The organism is Pseudomonas sp. D3-27 (assembly GCF_051132165.1).
Classification (GTDB): domain Bacteria; phylum Pseudomonadota; class Gammaproteobacteria; order Pseudomonadales; family Pseudomonadaceae; genus Aquipseudomonas.
The window spans coordinates 2,201,458-2,219,442 of sequence record NZ_CP071667.1; the positions used below are offsets into that span (position 1 = coordinate 2,201,458).

Consider the following 17,985-nt stretch of genomic DNA (forward strand, 5'->3'; position numbering starts at 1 on the left):
CCCGCTGAACTTTTGGCTGCCGGTCCGGTTCGGAGCTTAAGTGAGTTAATCAGGACCCGTTGGGCCTTTACCGCCACAAACGCGTCCATGGGGCGTAAAAGGAGCGATGCTCGATGACTGCCGAACAGCCGACCGACCTGGAATACAACCCGCATCTGCCGTTGTCCCAGGCCTTGTTGTTGCCGCGTATTGCGATTGAAGACACCACGCCAGTGATTGACGGCGGGCAATTTGCCGCCAAGGCCCTCGCCGGACAGGACGTGACGGTGACCAGCAAGGTGTTCGCCGATGGCCACGATAAATTGGCCGTGCGAATCCGTTGGCGTGCCTTGGAAGATGACATCTGGAACAGCGAGGTCATGGCCGAGCTGGGTAATAATGGCTGGCGTGGCCAGTTCACAGTACCGGCCGTCGGACGCTACGTGTTCTGTATCGAAGCCTGGTTCGACCAGTTCGCCAGCTTCCGCTATGAATTGGAAAAAAAATACGCCGCCGGTGTGCCCATCAGCCTGGAGCTGCAAGAGGGGCGCAACCACGTGCAACAAGCCGCCGAGCGTAGCGACGGCGAATTGAGCGAACAGCTGGCCGCGTTGCACCACGAGCTTTCGGGCCTGCTGCCTGAAGAGCAAGTGGCGTTGTTTCTCGCGCCACGCAGTGCCGACTTGATGTCCCTGGCCGATCACCGGCCTTACCTGAGCATCAGTCCCGAATATCCACTGGACGTGGAGCGCCAACTGGCCGAATTCGCCAGTTGGTACGAACTCTTCCCCCGTTCGATCACCGATGATCCCAAGCGTCACGGCACGTTCAACGATGTGCATTCGCGCCTGGCGGTGATCCAGGACATGGGCTTCGACGTGCTGTACTTTCCGCCGATCCATCCGATCGGCCGCAGTTTCCGCAAAGGGCCGAACAATTCCCTGACCGCCGGTCCGGACGATCCAGGCAGCCCATATGCCATCGGCAGCGAGGAGGGCGGCCATGAGGCGATCCATCCTCAGCTGGGCACCCGTGAAGATTTCCGGCGCCTGGTGGCCGCGGCCGCCGACCATGGCCTGGAGATCGCCCTCGATTTCGCCATCCAGTGTTCCCAGGACCACCCCTGGCTGCAGCAGCATCCGGGCTGGTTCAGCTGGCGGCCGGACGGCACGATCAAATACGCGGAGAACCCGCCGAAGAAATACCAGGACATCGTCAACGTCGATTTCTACGCCGCCGATGCAATCCCCAGCCTGTGGCTGGAACTGCGGGATATCGTCGTCGGCTGGGTCAACGAAGGCGTGAAGATATTCCGTGTCGACAATCCTCACACCAAGCCATTGCCGTTCTGGCAATGGCTGATCGCCGACGTTCGTGCGCAGCACCCAGAGGTGATTTTCCTCGCGGAAGCGTTCACCACCCCAGCGATGATGGCGCGACTGGGCAAGGTCGGTTATTCCCAGAGCTACACCTACTTCACCTGGCGTAACACCAAGGCCGAGCTGGCGGCGTATTTCACCGAGCTCAATGAGTCGCCTTGGCGCGAATGCTACCGGCCGAATTTCTTCGTCAACACACCGGACATCAACCCAGCGTTCCTCCATCACTCGGGACGCGCGGGTTTCCTGATTCGTGCGGCGCTGGCGACCATGGGGTCGGGCCTGTGGGGCATGTATTCGGGCTTTGAACTGTGCGAATCGGCGCCGGTGCCAGGCAAGGAGGAGTACCTCGATTCGGAGAAATACGAAATCCGCCCGAGGGATTTCACCGCGCCGGGCAACATCATCGCCGAAATCGCCCAACTCAACCGTATCCGTCGCCAGAACCCGGCGTTGCATACGCACCTTGGCCTGAAAATCTACAACGCCTGGAATGACAACATCCTGTACTTCGGCAAGCGCACACCGGACGGCAGCAATTTCATCCTGGTGGCGGTGAGCCTCGATCCGCATAACGTCCAGGAAGCGAATTTCGAATTGCCGTTGTGGGAGATGGGCCTGCCGGACGACGCCCAGACCCAGGGCGAGGACTTGATGAACGGCCACCGCTGGACTTGGTATGGCAAGTACCAGTTCATGCGCATCGACCCGGCTTACCAGCCGTTCGGGATCTGGCGGATCAGCGTGGCATAAAACAAAAGTGAGCGGATGCTTTTGTGGCGAGGGAGCTTGCTCCCGCTGGGTCGCGCAGCGGCCCTCTAAAAGCGATGAGCGCTTCGCACTCAAGCGGGAGCAAGCTCCCTCGCCACGTACGTCTCGCCAGCCAGCTCAACGGCTTTATAGAATCAGCAGGAGTTGCAAATGGCCAAGAAACCCCGGTCTGCCACCTTCATCAACGACCCGCTCTGGTACAAGGACGCGGTCATTTATCAGGTTCACGTCAAATCCTATTTCGACTCCAACAATGACGGAATCGGTGATTTTCCCGGTCTGATCGAGAAGCTCGATTACATCGCCGACCTGGGCGTCAACACCATCTGGCTGCTGCCGTTCTATCCTTCGCCCCGGCGTGACGACGGCTACGACATCGCCGAGTACCGGGGGGTCAGCCCCGACTATGGCACCATGGCCGACGCGCGGCGCTTCATTGCCGAAGCCCACAAGCGCAACTTGCGGGTGATCACCGAGCTGGTCATCAACCACACCTCCGATCAGCACCCCTGGTTCCAGCGCGCACGCAAGGCCAAGAAAGGCTCCAAGGCGCGGGATTTCTACGTCTGGTCCGATGACGATCACAAATATGACGGCACGCGGATCATCTTTCTCGACACCGAGAAGTCCAACTGGACCTGGGACCCGGTCGCCGGCCAGTACTTCTGGCACCGTTTCTACTCGCACCAGCCGGACCTCAACTTCGACAACCCGCAAGTCATCAAGGCCGTGCTCTCGGTGATGCGCTACTGGCTCGACATGGGCATCGATGGCCTGCGTCTGGACGCGATCCCCTACCTGATCGAGCGCGACGGCACCAACAACGAGAACCTGCCCGAGACCCACGACGTCCTCAAGCTGATTCGTGCCGAGATCGACGCCAATTACCCCGACCGCATGTTGCTCGCCGAGGCCAACCAATGGCCGGAAGACACCCAGCTCTATTTTGGCGACGTCGATGCCCAAGGCCTCAATGGCGACGAGTGCCACATGGCGTTCCACTTCCCTTTGATGCCGCGCATGTACATGGCGTTGGCCCAGGAAGATCGCTTTCCGATCACCGACATCCTGCGCCAGACGCCGGAGATTCCGGCCAACTGCCAGTGGGCGATTTTCCTGCGCAACCATGATGAGCTGACCCTGGAGATGGTCACCGACAAGGAGCGCGACTACCTATGGAACTACTACGCCGCCGACCGTCGCGCGCGGATCAACCTCGGCATTCGTCGACGTCTGGCTCCCCTGATGGAGCGCGACCGCCGTCGCGTGGAGTTGCTCAACAGCCTGTTGCTGTCGATGCCTGGCACGCCGACCTTGTATTACGGCGATGAGATCGGCATGGGCGACAACATCTACCTGGGCGACCGCGATGGCGTGCGCACGCCGATGCAGTGGTCCATCGACCGCAATGGCGGCTTCTCCCGCGCCGACCCGGCGAGCCTGGTGTTGCCGCCGATCATGGACCCGCAATACGGCTATCTGTCGGTGAACGTCGAGACCCAGTCCGGCGACCCTCATTCGCTGCTCAACTGGACCCGTCGCATGCTCGCAGTGCGCAAGCAATCCAAGGCCTTTGGCCGGGGCACGTTGAAAATGCTGTCGCCGAGCAACCGGCGGATCCTGGCGTATACCCGTGAGTACACCGGTCCGGACGGCAAGCACGAAATCATCCTTTGCGTGGCCAACGTATCGCGCAGTGCCCAGGCTGCCGAGCTGGATCTGTCGGCCTATGCGGGCATGGTCCCGGTGGAAATGCTTGGTGGCAACGCATTCCCGCCAATTGGCCAGTTGAATTTCCTGCTGACCCTGGCGCCGTACGGTTTCTATTGGTTCGCCCTGGCGGCGGAAAACCAGATGCCGAGCTGGCATGTGGAGCCGGTCCAGAGCCTGCCGGATTTCACCACGCTGGTGCTGAAAAAACGCCTGGAAGAATTGCTCGAGGCGCCATCGCGCGCCACGTTGGAGCAGAGCATCCTGCCAAGCTGGCTGCAAAAGCGCCGCTGGTTCGCCGGCAAGGACAGCGCCATCGAAAACGTCGACATCGTTTATGGCGTGCGCTTCGGCGATCCGCAACACCCTGTGCTGTTGAGCGAAATCGACGTCACCAGCGCCGGCCAGACCTTGCGTTATCAACTTCCATTTGGCCTCCTCGCCGAAGAGCACGTCGGCCCGGCGCTGCCCCAGCAACTGGCCTTGTCGCGGGTTCGTCGGGGTCGCCAGGTCGGCTTGATCACCGATGCGTTCACCCTGGAAAACTTCATTCGCGCGGTGCTCCAGGGCATTCAGGCCGGTTCGGTGCTGCCGTGCGCTGACGGTGAATTGCGCTTCGAACCCACCGAAGGTCTGGCGGCGCTGAACCTGGGCGCCGAGCCGGAGGTGCGCTACCTGTCCGCCGAGCAGTCCAACAGTTCGGTGGTGGTGGGTGGCAGCCTGGTGCTCAAATTGATTCGCAAGGTCGCGTCCGGCGTTCACCCGGAACTGGAGATGAGCGCTTACTTGACCGCGGCAGGCTTCAGCAATATTTCGCCGCTGCTGGGTTCGGTGATTCGCCGCGATGCCCAGGGTGAAGATGCCTTGCTGATGATCGCCCAGGGTTACCTGAGCAACCAGGGCGATGCATGGGAATGGACCCAGAACAATCTCGAACGCGCGTTGCGCGACGAATTGGCCGACGCCGTGTCGGAGCAGGAACAGCATTACAACGCCTTGGGCGAACTGAAGGATTTCGCCGGCATGCTCGGCCAGCGCCTCGGGGAGATGCACCAGGTGCTCGCCCAGCCCACCGACAATCCGGACTTCGCGCCCCAGCCTACCAGCGCCAAGGAGGCCCAGGCCATCGGCAAGGACGTGGCCGCTCAGGTGGAAAATGCCTTGCGTCTGCTCAAACAGAACCAGGACCAATTGAACCCAGCGGACCAGGCGATGGTCGCACGCTTGCTGGAACACAGCAAAACCGTGCTGGCCCACGTCCAGGAGCTGGCCGGCAAGGCCGCTGGCGGCTTGCGCATCCGCGTGCATGGCGACCTGCACTTGGGGCAGGTGCTGGTGATCAAGGGCGATGCCTACCTGATCGACTTCGAAGGGGAGCCGGCGCGGCCGTTGCATGAACGACGTGGCAAGCACAGCCCGTACAAGGACGTCAGCGGTGTGTTGCGCTCGTTCGATTACGCGGCGGCGATGGCGGTCCAGTTGCACACCGTCGACAGCACGGCCGATGCCGATGCGGCGCGCAAGCGAGTCGCCGACCGTTATCTGACCGAGGCTCGCCAGGCATTTGTCCAGGCATATCGGCTGGCGGCAGCTAGTCTTGCCCATGAGTGGAAGGATGCTGAAGGCGAGGACGCCGCATTGGCGTTGTTCGGCCTGGAGAAGGCGGCCTATGAAGTGGCTTATGAAGCCGAGAATCGCCCTGCCTGGCTGCCCGTGCCGCTGCACGGCCTGTACGGGTTATTGAGTGGGCTTGAACCCTTTTCCGATTTAGCCGGACCGATTTAGTGGAGAGAATCATGAGCGTCTCGAACAAGGAATCACAGGGGCAGGCCAAAGAGTCTTTGCTGCCGGCCCCCCACGACATCGACGCGCTGGTGCGCGCCGAACACCACGACCCGTTTTCGATCCTGGGTCCTCATGGCGATGGCGCCGGAGGGCAATTCATCCGGGCCTATCTGCCCGGCGCGTTGAGTGTACATGTGCTCGCCCGTGACGGCGGCGAAGAGCTGGGCGAGTTGCAGATCACCGAAACCCCGGGCCTGTTCGTCGGCCATTTCGACCGCGCCCAACCGTACCTGCTGCGCACCCGTTGGGCCGGTGGAGAGCAGGTTGCCGAGGACCCGTACAGCTTCGGACCGCTGCTAGGGGAAATGGATCTCTACCTGTTTGCCGAGGGCAATCACCGCGACCTCAGTGCCTGCCTCGGTGCTCAACTGAAAACGGTGGATGGCGTCGATGGCGTGCGCTTCGCCGTCTGGGCGCCGAATGCGCGCCGGGTCTCGGTGGTGGGGGATTTCAACGTCTGGGACGGGCGCCGGCACCCGATGCGCATTCGTTACCCGTCTGGCGTGTGGGAAATCTTCATCCCGAGGCTGGGTCCCGGCGAAGGCTACAAATATGAAATCCTCGGTGCCCACGGCATCCTGCCGCTCAAGGCCGACCCGGTGGCCCTGGCCACGCAGATGCCGCCTGATACGGCGTCCAAGGTCGCCCCGCCCCTGAAGATCGAATGGCACGACGACGAGTGGATGCAGAGCCGTCGTGAACGCCAACTACCGGGCGCGCCGCTTTCGATCTATGAGTTGCACGCCGGTTCCTGGCAGTGCGAGATCGACGAGGCGGGGGAGGTGTCCCGGCAGTACAACTGGCATGAGCTGGCTGAGCGGTTGATCCCTTACGTCAAGGACCTGGGCTTCACCCATATCGAGCTGATGCCCATCATGGAGCACCCGTTCGGTGGTTCGTGGGGCTATCAACCCCTTTCGCAGTTTGCCCCCACGGCGCGTTTTGGTTCGCCCGATGATTTCGCCGCGTTCGTCAACGCCTGCCACAAGGCTGACATTGGCGTAATCCTGGACTGGGTCCCGGCGCACTTTCCCACCGATACCCATGGCCTGGCCCAGTTCGACGGCACGGCGCTGTACGAGTACGGCAACCCGCTGGAAGGCTTCCATCAGGATTGGGACACGCTCATCTACAACCTGGGCCGCACCGAAGTCCACGGCTTCATGCTGGCGTCGGCGTTGCATTGGCTCAAGCATTTCCACGTCGACGGCCTGCGGGTGGACGCCGTGGCCTCGATGTTGTATCGCGACTATTCGCGCAAGGCCGGCGAATGGGTGCCTAACCGCCATGGCGGACGGGAGAACCTGGAGGCCATCGATTTCCTGCGGCATCTCAACGACGTGATCGCCCTGGAAACGCCTGGTGCGCTGGTCATCGCCGAAGAGTCCACCGCCTGGCCTGGCGTCAGCCAGAGCACGCAGCAGGGCGGTTTGGGTTTCGCCTACAAGTGGAACATGGGTTGGATGCACGATTCGCTGCATTACATCCAGCAGGATCCGGTGTACCGCGCCCATCATCACAACGAGTTGAGTTTTGGCCTGGTGTACGCCTGGTCCGAGCGTTTCGTTCTGCCGATTTCCCACGACGAAGTGGTCCATGGCAAGCGTTCGCTGATCGACAAGATGCCCGGTGACCGCTGGCAGAAATTCGCCAACCTGCGGGCTTATCTGAGTTTCATGTGGGGCCATCCCGGCAAGAAGCTGCTGTTCATGGGTTGCGAGTTCGGCCAATGGCGCGAATGGAATCATGACCAGCAACTGGATTGGTACCTGTTGCAGTACCCGGAGCACCGCGGCGTGCAAAGGCTGGTCAGCGATCTGAATCGACTCTATCGCGAAGAGCCGGCGCTGCACGATCAGGACGACGCACCCCAGGGCTTCCAGTGGTTGATCGGCGACGATGCGCTCAACAGCGTCTATGCGTGGTTGCGCTGGAGCAAGGACGGTCGGCCAGTGCTGGTGGTCGCCAACTTCACACCGGTGCCGCGCGAGGCGTATCGGGTGGGCGTGCCGTTTGGTGGTCGTTGGGTGGAGTTGCTCAATAGCGATGCCGACACCTACGCCGGTTCCAACTATGGCAACGGCGGCGGTGCCTCGACCGAGGCAATCCCCAGCCATGGCCAGGCGCTTTCGCTGGAACTTAACCTGCCGCCGCTGGCGGTGCTGATCCTGCGGCCGGAGGGTTAGCCCCGGATTCAGATCCAATGTGGGAGCGAGCAAGCTCGCTCCCACATTGCGGTGCCGAGCTAAAAGTTCTTAGCGTCTCAGCGAACCAGGCACGGCTGCTTGTTGTTGAACGTCCAGCCCGGGATCAGGTACTGCATCGCCACCGAATCGTCCCGCGCCCCAAGCCCCATGCCTTTGTACAGCTCGTGAGCCTTGGCCAGCTGGTCCATGTCCAGTTCGATCCCCAGCCCAGGTTTTTTCGGCACCTGCACGCAACCCCCCTTGATCTGCAAAGGCGCCTTGGTCAGGCGTTGGCCGTCCTGCCAGATCCAGTGGGTGTCGATGGCAGTGATGTCGCCCGGTGCGGCGGCTGCTACGTGGGTGAACATCGCCAGGGAAATATCGAAGTGGTTATTGGAATGGGAGCCCCAGGTCAGGCCCCACTCATTGCACATCTGCGCGACCCGTACGGAACCCTGCATGGTCCAGAAGTGCGGGTCGGCGAGGGGGATGTCCACCGATTGCAAGGTAATGGCGTGGCCCATCTCGCGCCAGTCGGTGGCAATCATGTTGGTGGCGGTCTTGAGACCGGTGGCCCGACGGAACTCGGCCATCACCTCGCGGCCCGAATAGCCATTCTCCGCTCCGCAAGGGTCCTCGGCGTACGCCAGCACCTTGTGCTGATCACGGCACAAGCGGATCGCTTCCTTGAGTGACCAGGCGCCGTTCGGGTCCAAGGTGATGCGCGCCTGGGGAAAACGCTCGGCCAATGCGGTCACAGCTTCGATTTCCTCGTCGCCCGTGAGCACGCCGCCCTTGAGTTTGAAGTCCTGGAAACCGTAGTGCGCACGGGCCGCTTCGGCCAGGCGCACCACCGCTTTGGCATCGAGGGCTTTCTCGTGACGCACGCGGAACCAGTCGTTATCGGCGTCCGGTTCGCTGCGGTAGGGCAGGTCGGTCTGTTGCCGATCACCGACATAGAACAGATAGCCAAGCATCTTCACTTCGTCACGCTGCTGGCCTTCGCCGAGGAGGGCCGCGACCGGGACATCCAGATGCTGGCCGAGCAGATCCAGCAATGCGGCTTCCAGGCCAGTGACGGCGTGGATGGTGATGCGCAAGTCGAACGTTTGCAGGCCACGGCCACCGGCGTCGCGGTCGGCAAAGGCCTGGCGCACGCTGTTGAGGATTTTCTGGTAGGTGCCGATGGGGCTGCCGACTACCAGCGAGCGCGCATCTTCCAACGTCTGGCGAATGCGTTCGCCACCGGGCACCTCGCCCACGCCGGTGTGCCCGGCATTGTCCTTGAGGATGACGATGTTGCGGGTGAAGAACGGGCCATGGGCGCCGCTGAGGTTCAGTAGCATGCCGTCGTGGCCGGCCACGGGCACGACCTGCATGCTGGTGATGATCGGGGCTTTGCTGGTGTCTGGCGTAGTCATCGTGTACGTATCCTTGAATTATTGTTGTGGTCAGGCGTGGCTGGTAACCGGGTCGGTAGAGGTCGTGGCGGATTTCTGCTTGGGTGTGTTGCGTGCGGCGAATACGATGATCGCGGCAATGATCGACGTGGCGGCGAGGCCATACAGACCGCCCTGGATCGAGCCGGTGTGCTGTTCCAGCAGGCCGAAGGTGGTCGGCGCGACGAAGCCGCCGAGGTTGCCCACCGAGTTGATCAACGCGATCACGCCGGCGGCAATGCGTGCGTCCAGGTAGGCCTGGGGAATCGGCCAGAACAGCGAAGACGCCGATTTGAAACCCAGGGCCGCGAAGCAGATCGCGACGAAGGCGAAGATGGGCCCGCCGGTGGTGGACATGAACATCCCCGCCGCGGCGATCAGCAGGGCCGCAGCGACCCAGGCCTGTTGGAACTTCCATTTGGCCGACAGCGAGGCGAAGGCGTACATGCCGACAATCGACAGCAACCAGGGAATCGAATTGAACAGCCCGACCTGAACGTCGCTGAGCTCGCCCATCTTCTTGATGATGCTCGGCAGCCAGAAGGTGGCGGCATAGATCGTCAATTGAATGAAGAAATAAATCACGCAGAACAGAATGATCTGGCGATCCTTGAGCAGTTGCCCGATGGACAGCTTGATCGGCGTCGCGGCTTCACGGGCTGCCTGTTCATCATCGATGGCCTTGACCAGCGCGTCCTGTTCAGCACGGTCCAGCCACTTGGCGTCGTGGGGCTTGGAGTCGAGCCAGAACCAGACGAAGAAGCACAGGCCGACGGAAAACATCCCTTCGATAAAGTACATCCACTGCCAACCGTGCATGCCCAGGCCGTTGATCTGCAGGAGCAATCCTGACAATGGGCCGGAAATCAGCGAAGCGATCGCCGAGCCGCTGAGGAAGATGGCGATGGCTTTGCCGCGTTCGACCCCGGGCAACCAACGGGTGAAGTAATAAATCACGCCAGGGAAGAAGCCAGCCTCGGCCACGCCCAGCAGGAAACGAAGGATGTAGAAGTGGGTTTCGTTCTGAATGAAGGCCATGCCTGCCGCCACCAGGCCCCAGGTAAGCATGATGCGCGTCAGCCAGATTCGGGCGCCGATGCGTTGCAACAAGATGTTGGAAGGGACTTCGAACAGCGCGTAGCCGATGAAAAACAGGCCGGCGCCAAAACCGTAGGCGGCTGCACCGATGCCCAGGTCGTGCTCCATATGGGAGCGGACGAAGCCGATGTTCACCCGGTCGATGTAGTTGACGATGAACATGATGACGAACAGCGGCAAGATGTGGCGCTTGACCTTGGATATAGCCGATTGCAGCACCGGATCCGCGCCGGCATTCGCCCTGAGGCTGGAGGTATTCACTGATTTTTCTCCCACTCTTTATTTTTATGCGGGGCATCGTGCGGGTGCCGATGTTGATAGACATCATACAAGTTGGTTTTTTTGTCTGACAAGCGATTTTTGAGCACGATTGGATTGGGTGGGAAGGGTTTTTATGCTGTATTTGTGGGGGGTTGTAAGCCGATAAAGGCGGTTCTACCCTATCTGAACGGTTTTGAAACGGGTGTCGAATACATCCCCCTTTATGCGGTTTTTAAAGGGCTATCCTGCCTGTTGTCATACAAGTAAAAGCCTCGCCGATGCACAAATCCAACCCTGCCAGTGATAGGATCGACACGCCTGTCTTCAAGGAACCCTGGCACATGCAGCAAGACATTGAAGCGCCCCTGCGCAAGCGCGCCCACAACCTGGCCCATGACTTGGTGGCGAAGTTGAGCCAGAGCATTTTGCTTGGGCAGTTGAAGCCGGGGCAGAAGTTGCCGTCCGAGGGCGCCATCGTGCAAGAGCATGGCGTCAGCCGCACGGTGGTGCGCGAGGCGATTTCCAAGTTGCAGGCCTCGGGGCTGGTGGAGACACGCCACGGCATAGGCACTTTCGTGCTGGAACAAACGGGGGAGCAAGGGCTGAGGCTCAACGTCGATACCGCGGCGGGCGTTCGGGGAATCCTGGAATTGCGCTTGGGGCTTGAGACCCAGGCCGCGGCTTTGGCTGCCCAGCGTCGCAGCGAACGGCAATTGCAGCAGATGCGCGAGGCCTTGGATGACTATCAGCGGTTGCTCAGCAGCAATGACAGCTGCGTCGAGGCTGACCGGCGTTTCCACCTGTTGATCGCCGAAGCCACGGACAACACCTGTTTTGTCGAAATCATGCAGCACTTGGGCAGTGCGATGATTCCCCGTACGCGGGTGAACATGGCCGAACGTGGTCAGGCGGACCTGGGCAGGCTTGCGCAATTTGCCAACCTGGAGCACGAAGCGATTTACAACGCCATCAAGCGCCAGGACCCCGACGCCGCCCGCGCGGCCATGTGGCTGCACCTGACCAACAGTCGTGACCGGTTGGGTGCGGGGGGCTGACGGATCATCGTCACCTGACCCACCGCCATCGCGAGCAAGCTCGCTCCCACAGGGGATTTGGGGTGAACAGTGCGTCTGCGGATACCAAAGCACCCTTGTGGGAACGAGCTTGCTCGCGATGGGGCCAGATTGGACAACCCAAACTCAAGGCATAAAAAAAACCGGCGCAACCAAGGTCGCGCCGGTGGTGGTGCCGGTGACTGCGCGAATGTCGTGGGTCCGCGCGGCCACCGTTGTGCCTGTTGTCGGTTACGCCCGTTCCAGCGCGAGGGCAACGCCTTGGCCGCCGCCGATGCAGAGTGTCGCGAGGCCTTTCTTGGCGTCGCGCTTGATCATTTCATGCAGCAGCGTCACCAGCACTCGGCAGCCCGAAGCCCCGATTGGATGGCCCAATGCGATGGCGCCGCCGTTGACGTTGACCTTGTCCATGTCCCATTCCAGCTCCTTTGCGACGGCCAAGGACTGGGCGGCGAAGGCTTCGTTGGCCTCGATCAGGTCCAGTTGGTCAAGCGACCAACCGGCCTTGTCCAGGCAACGGCGAGTGGCCGAGACCGGGCCAATGCCCATGATCGCCGGGTCGACGCCGGCGTTGGCGTAGGCACTGATCTTTGCCAGCACCGGCAAACCCAGCGCCTTGGCTTTTTCTGCGCTCATCAGGATCACGGCGGCGGCGCCATCGTTCAGCGAGGACGCATTGCCCGCCGTGACGCTGCCGTCTTTCTTGAACGCCGGCTTGAGCTTGCCCAGGGATTCGGCGGTGGTGCCGGCGCGCGGTTGTTCGTCGACGGCAAAGGCCACCGGATCGCCCTTGCGCTGGGGAATCATAATCGGCGTGATCTCATCGGCGAAGCGGCCGCCTTCGATGGCGGCGACGGCTTTCTGCTGGGACGCGGCGGCGAAGGCATCTTGCGCCTCGCGGCTGATGCTGTACTTGTCCACCAGGTTCTCGGCGGTGATGCCCATGTGGTAATCGTTGAACGCGTCCCACAAACCGTCGGTGATCATGCTGTCGATCATTTTCGCGTGGCCCATGCGCAAGCCGGTGCGGGCGGCTGGCAACACATAGGGGGCCAGGCTCATGTTTTCCATGCCGCCAGCGATGATCACGTCGGCATCGCCACAGCGAATCGCCTGGGCGCCCAGGTGCAGCGCTTTGAGGCCTGAGCCGCAAACCTTGTTCAAGGTCAGCGCCGGCACGGCGTGGGGCAGGCCGGCGAGGATCGACGCCTGGCGCGCCGGGTTCTGCCCGGAGCCTGCGGTCAGCACTTGGCCGAGGATCACTTCATCGACCTGTTCGCCAGCCAGACCGGTCTGTTCCAGCAGCCGACGAATCACTGCGGCACCGAGTTCCGGCGCGGGAATGGAAGCGAGCGAACCCTGGAAACTACCGATGGCGGTACGGGTAGCGGCGACAATCACGACTTCTTGCATCGAATCTCTCCTCACTGGGCAGCGAACTGCATTTCAAGGACGTGGTCCGGCACGATCAGTTTGCCGGCGGTCTTGGCGACGATTTCCTCGACGCTGACGCCCGGGGCGCGTTCCTTGAGAATAAAGGCGCCGTCCTGGATTTCCAGGTAGGCCAGGTCGGTGAGCACGCGCTTGATGCAACCGGCGCCGGTCAGCGGCAGGCTGCAGCGAGGCAGCAATTTCGACTCACCGTCCTTGGACGCGTGGGTCATGGTGACGATGATGTTCTCGGCACCGGCCACCAGGTCCATTGCGCCGCCCATGCCCTTGACCAGCTTGCCGGGGATCATCCATGAGGCGATATTGCCTTCGACGTCCACCTCGAACGCGCCGAGCACGGTCAGGTCGATGTGGCCGCCGCGAATCATCGCGAACGATTCGGCGGACGAAAAGATCGACGCGCCGATGCGCGCGGTGACGGTTTGTTTGCCGGCGTTGATCATGTCAGCGTCGACTTCTGCTTCGGTGGGAAACGCGCCCATGCCGAGCAGGCCATTCTCCGATTGCAACATGACTTCCATGCCTTCGGGGATGTAGTTGGCGACCAGGGTCGGGATGCCGATACCGAGGTTTACGTAATAGCCGTCTTGCATTTCGCGGGCGACGCGCTGAGCCATTTGTTCGCGGGAAAGTGCCATGGTGTCATTCCTTCATTCGGGCCGGGGGCAGGGGATCACTTACGCACGGTGCGCTGTTCGATGCGCTTTTCAAACGTGCCGCAGATGACCCGGTCGACGTAGATGCCGGGGGTATGGATCTGTGCCGGGTCCAGCTCGCCGGGCTCGACGATTTCTTCGACTTCCACCACGGTGATCTTGCCCGCCGTGGCGGCCAGGGGATTGAAGTTCTGAGCGGTGTGGCGATAGATCACATTGCCGAAATGGTCGGCTTTCCAACCTTTGACGATGGCGAAGTCGCCAGTGATGGATTCTTCCATCAGGTACTGGCGCCCGTGGAACTCGCGTACTTCCTTACCTTCGGCCACGGGGGTGCCGACGCCGGTAGCGGTGAAGAACGCCGGGATGCCTGCGCCGCCCGCACGCATTTTTTCGGCGAGGGTGCCTTGGGGGGTGAGCACGACTTCGATTTCGCCGCTCAGCAATTGCTGTTCGAACAGGGCGTTTTCGCCCACGTAGGAAGCCACCACCTTGCGAATCTGCCGGTCCACCAGCAGGACGCCGAGGCCGAAACCGTCAACGCCGCAGTTGTTGGAAACCACGGTAAGGTCGCGGGTGCCCTTGCGCTTGATCTCGGCGATCAGGTTCTCTGGAATGCCGCATAGACCGAAGCCGCCGGCGATGACGGTCATGCCGTCCTTCAAGCCGTCCAGCGCCTCTTCGTAAGAGCTCACGCGTTTGTCGAAACCTGCCATAGACACCTCTTTTATTCTTGAATGGGGTCGCAATGGAATGCAGTGTTGCGCCAAGTCATATATTTGTTAAGTTGATTTTTACGTTGCATTGATTGATAAAACTCAATAATAGCTGGCATAAGCTTGCAGCTCGAAACTGACCACTCGCCGCTGGGAGCGTTAGCGACTATGACCCTCAAGCAAATCCGCGCTTTCCTTGCCGTCGCCCAAAGCCTGAGCTTCGCCGTGGCTTGCGAGCGGTTGCACCTCTCTCAATCGGCCCTGAGCCTGACGATCAAGGCGCTGGAAGAGGGCCTCGGTGGCCGTCTGTTCAGTCGCAATACGCGTAACGTCGCGTTGACCCCCGAAGGCGAATCACTGCTGCCACTGGCCCGCCGGCTGGTGGCCGATTGGGATAACGCCGAAGACGAAATGCGCCAGCGTTTCACCTTGCAGCGTGGCCGTGTGACCTTGGCCGCGATGCCATCCTTCGCCGGCAACCTGCTGCCGCCGATCCTCAAGACCTTCCGCGCGCGGTTCCCAAATGTCAACGTCACGGTCAACGACGTGATCAATGAACAGGTGCTGGAAATGGTCCGCGATCGCCACGTGGAGCTGGGGGTGGCGTTCGAGCCGATGCAGGGTTCGTCGCTGGTGTTCACGCCGTTGTACCTGGACCGTTTCGTCGCGGTGGTGCCGCTGGATTCGCCATTGGCCCAGCGCGACGAACTCCAGTGGGAGACTCTACTGGAACAGCCGTTCATCACCTTGCAACGGCCCTCTACCGTGCGGGTGATGCTGGAGGAGCATCTGCAATCCCGAGGCATGAAACTGCCCGTGGAATTCGAGAGCCACCAACTGGCGACGGTCGGGCGGATGGTTGCCAGCGGCCTGGGCGTGAGCGCCGTGCCGGCCCTGTGCGTCGGCCAGATGCACGAGCTGGGCGCCCGCTGCATCACCCTTGGCGAGCCGGTCATAGAACGAGCAATCGGCGTCCTGACCAAGCCGGGCTACGAGCTGTCGGCGGCGGCCCAGGCATTGTTCGATACGTTCAAGGATCAGGACCTGTGGGAGCGAGCTTCAGGTCAGCAGCGGCAATAGCTGCTCACACGGCATTTCAACCTTCAAATCCAGCAACTCATCGGCCCGGGTCTTGCCCCGGTTGATCGCCAGCAGCGGCTTGCCCTGGTCCTTGATTGCCCGGCACAGGCGAAACGCCGAATAGGCCATCAATGACGACCCCACCACCAACAATCCATCCGCTTGTTCAACGGCTTCCATGGCGCGAGCGGCGGTGGGCGCGGCGACGTTTTCACCGAAAAAAACCACATCCGGTTTCAGGCGTTCACCCGCGCAATGGGGGCAACGCGGAACCTGGAAGCGTGCCTCGAACGCCGGGTCCAGCAGCGTGTCGCCATCGGGCGCCTGCACTGCGTCGACACCGGTCAGGTAGGGATTCTCGGTTTCCATCAAGGCCTGGATGTGCTGCCGCTCGCTGCGCTGGCCGCAATCGAGGCACAGCACTCGATGCAAGCTGCCGTGCAGCTCGATGACCTGGCGGCTTCCGGCCCGGTCGTGCAGGGCGTCGACATTCTGTGTGATCAGCGCGCTGATGCGCTCCGCCGCCTGCAACGCTGCAAGGGCCTCGTGGGCCAGGTTCGGGCGCGCTTGGCGCAGGCGTGGCCAGCCCAGCATGGCCCGCGCCCAGTAGCGTCTTCGCGCCTCGGGTTTGGCGAGAAACTCCTGGTACATCATCGGTTGCCGGCCCCGACGAACGCCGTCGCTGTCACGGTAGTCGGGGATGCCGGAAGGGGTGCTGATTCCCGCGCCCGTCAGCACCAGGAAACGGCGCCCGGACAGGTATTCCTGTAGTTGTTCGATGGGTTCACGGTGAAGATCGTCGGGCATTGCTGTGCTCCGCTGGCCTTGAATCGTAGAGGTTAGCATCGGGTCCGCGGTACGCCTTTCGTCGCCCTCCGATGCTGTTTCTTCAAACTTTCCCGGCGCGGCGGACATCCACCCTATGTGCGGTATTTCAGAGCTTTCGCACTGCAGTGCGCCAATGACACTCAATAAGGAGAACGCAATGGCAACCCCTAAAGAGAACCTGCTGGATTGGCTCAACGATGCTCACGCCATGGAACAGCAAGCGGAGAAAATGCTCAAGGCCCAGGCCGAGCGCCTGGAACATTATCCGGTGCTCAAGGCCCGAATCGAACAGCACATCGAAGAGACGCTCGGGCAGCAGAAGTTGGTCGAAGGGTGCATCCAGCGCCTGGGCGGCAGCCCCTCGATGCTCAAGGACATGGCCGGCAAGCTGATGGCGTTCGGTCAGGCCATGGGCGGCATGGCGATGAGTGACGAAGTGGTCAAGGGTGCCATGAGTGGCTACGTTTTCGAAAACCTCGAGATTGCTTCCTACACGGTGCTGATCGAAGCGGCGAAAGTGGCCGGCGACGTGGAAACCCAAAGGGCTTGCGAGCAGATCCTGCCCCAGGAAATCGCGATGGCCGATTGGCTGCGCGACCATTTGCCGGAAATCACCCAGGCATTCCTGGAGCGTTCGGCCAACCCGCATACCGAAGCCAAGCGCTGAGGTTGGAGCTTGCATGAAAGGCGCGGCCGGTTGCTCCGGCCACGTCCCAACCTGCCGTCAAAACGATAGAGGACAGGTATGAAGCAGACCACCGGAGAGGTAAGAGCCATCAATCGACAAAGCGCCAGGGTCGGCGTCTACGTGGCGCAAGAGGATGGCCACACGGTGCTCGAACTGGGCCCCGCCAACGACGTTGACATCGGCGACATCATTGAATGGGACAGCGGCACGGCCGTGGGCACCCAGACTTATCGCAACCTGACCAAAGGTTGGGTTGATGAAGTGTATGTCGCCAAGCATGGCGTTGCGGCAGCGAACCTTGAGGTGCAGTTGCTGGTGGGATCCTGATAGCGCGAATGCAGGAGGAGGAGCATGAGTGAATTGAAATGTGGCTGCCCCGGCTGTCACTGCGACGTCGATCCCGAGCGGGTGTTCAATCACGACGGCGAGGCTTATTGCAGCCAGGCCTGCGCGGAACAACACCCCAACGGCGAGCCGTGCCCGGCGCAGGATTGCCATTGCGAACGCAGTGGCAAAGTTGGCGAACGGGACATTACCAACGATCAACTGGATGAAGCGCTGGAAGAGACGTTCCCGGCCAGCGACCCGATCTCGCCCTGAATAACGCTTTATCCGGGTATCGGCGACAGGGTACCCGGACACCGCAAGCCGGTCAGTGCGGTGGTGCAAGACAACACCGGCAGCCCGCGAGTTTTGGCTTCCTGGAACGGCGCGAGGCCAGGGTGACGAGACCGGTGCAATGGGGTGCCGGCGCCACTCGGCCCTTGGCGGACAGCGTGGAAAGACACGCACTGTATTTAGATGTTCAGAGTAAAGCCATTGTG

Annotated in this window: 14 protein-coding genes; 8 read left to right on the forward strand and 6 right to left on the reverse strand. The window is 61.5% G+C overall.

The genetic code is table 11. The features are described from left to right. Positions 1-113 precede the first annotated feature (113 nt). The 3 genes from J3P92_RS10250 to glgB all read left to right on the forward strand — a co-directional run bounded on the left by J3P92_RS10250 (position 114) and on the right by glgB (position 7,870). Complete coding sequence (locus J3P92_RS10250) at positions 114-2,111, forward strand: alpha-1,4-glucan--maltose-1-phosphate maltosyltransferase (RefSeq protein ID WP_434563452.1); 1,998 nt, start codon at positions 114-116, stop codon at positions 2,109-2,111. 168 nt (positions 2,112-2,279) lie between these two features. Then, positions 2,280-5,624: a maltose alpha-D-glucosyltransferase gene (gene treS / locus J3P92_RS10255; RefSeq protein WP_434650633.1), complete on the forward strand. Its 3,345-nt coding sequence runs from the start codon at positions 2,280-2,282 to the stop codon at positions 5,622-5,624. Between the two features lie 11 nt (positions 5,625-5,635). Then, complete coding sequence (gene glgB, locus J3P92_RS10260; RefSeq protein WP_434563456.1) at positions 5,636-7,870, forward strand: 1,4-alpha-glucan branching protein GlgB; 2,235 nt, start codon at positions 5,636-5,638, stop codon at positions 7,868-7,870. A gap of 77 nt (positions 7,871-7,947) precedes the next feature. Here the strand turns inward: glgB and gudD are convergent, their stop codons facing one another. After that, entirely contained in the window at positions 7,948-9,291 is a 1,344-nt protein-coding gene (gene gudD, locus J3P92_RS10265; protein ID WP_434650635.1) for a glucarate dehydratase, read from the reverse strand. Positions 9,292-9,321: 30 nt separating this feature from the next. Beyond that, positions 9,322-10,668 (reverse strand): MFS transporter, encoded by a 1,347-nt coding sequence (locus J3P92_RS10270; RefSeq protein ID WP_434563460.1) that lies wholly within the window; start codon positions 10,666-10,668, stop codon positions 9,322-9,324. Between the two features lie 341 nt (positions 10,669-11,009). Here J3P92_RS10270 and J3P92_RS10275 point away from each other — a divergent pair, with 341 nt between their 5' ends. After that, entirely contained in the window at positions 11,010-11,723 is a 714-nt protein-coding gene (locus J3P92_RS10275; protein WP_420764540.1) for a FadR/GntR family transcriptional regulator, read from the forward strand. A gap of 249 nt (positions 11,724-11,972) precedes the next feature. On the opposite strand, the gene J3P92_RS10280 is transcribed toward J3P92_RS10275, so the two are convergent. From J3P92_RS10280 to J3P92_RS10290, 3 genes are read right to left on the reverse strand one after another with little or no spacing between them, the layout of a single operon-like run. After that, positions 11,973-13,154, reverse strand: a complete 1,182-nt coding sequence (locus tag J3P92_RS10280; RefSeq protein WP_434650637.1) for an acetyl-CoA C-acetyltransferase — start codon at positions 13,152-13,154, stop codon at positions 11,973-11,975. 11 nt (positions 13,155-13,165) lie between these two features. After that, on the reverse strand, positions 13,166-13,831 hold the full coding sequence (locus J3P92_RS10285; protein ID WP_434650639.1) for a CoA transferase subunit B: 666 nt from the start codon (positions 13,829-13,831) through the stop codon (positions 13,166-13,168). A gap of 35 nt (positions 13,832-13,866) precedes the next feature. Next, positions 13,867-14,565: a CoA transferase subunit A gene (locus J3P92_RS10290; protein ID WP_420764538.1), complete on the reverse strand. Its 699-nt coding sequence runs from the start codon at positions 14,563-14,565 to the stop codon at positions 13,867-13,869. Between the two features lie 168 nt (positions 14,566-14,733). On the opposite strand from J3P92_RS10290, the gene J3P92_RS10295 reads away from it, so the two are divergent. Then, a complete protein-coding gene (locus J3P92_RS10295; RefSeq protein ID WP_420764537.1) occupies positions 14,734-15,645 on the forward strand; it encodes a LysR family transcriptional regulator in 912 nt (303 codons plus the stop codon). Here J3P92_RS10295 and J3P92_RS10300 read toward each other — a convergent pair. Further along, a complete protein-coding gene (locus tag J3P92_RS10300) occupies positions 15,625-16,452 on the reverse strand; it encodes an NAD-dependent protein deacetylase (RefSeq protein WP_420764536.1) in 828 nt (275 codons plus the stop codon). The genes J3P92_RS10295 and J3P92_RS10300 overlap by 21 nt on opposite strands. 178 nt (positions 16,453-16,630) lie before the next feature. On the opposite strand from J3P92_RS10300, the gene J3P92_RS10305 reads away from it, so the two are divergent. The 3 genes from J3P92_RS10305 to J3P92_RS10315 all read left to right on the forward strand — a co-directional run bounded on the left by J3P92_RS10305 (position 16,631) and on the right by J3P92_RS10315 (position 17,761). Then, positions 16,631-17,140 carry a ferritin-like domain-containing protein gene (locus tag J3P92_RS10305; RefSeq protein WP_434563466.1) on the forward strand — a complete coding sequence of 170 codons (510 nt, stop codon included), beginning with the start codon at positions 16,631-16,633 and terminating at the stop codon, positions 17,138-17,140. 78 nt (positions 17,141-17,218) lie between these two features. Continuing rightward, positions 17,219-17,488 (forward strand): hypothetical protein, encoded by a 270-nt coding sequence (locus J3P92_RS10310; protein ID WP_420764534.1) that lies wholly within the window; start codon positions 17,219-17,221, stop codon positions 17,486-17,488. 24 nt (positions 17,489-17,512) lie between these two features. Further along, positions 17,513-17,761, forward strand: a complete 249-nt coding sequence (locus J3P92_RS10315; protein WP_420764533.1) for a metallothionein — start codon at positions 17,513-17,515, stop codon at positions 17,759-17,761. Positions 17,762-17,985 lie beyond the last annotated feature (224 nt).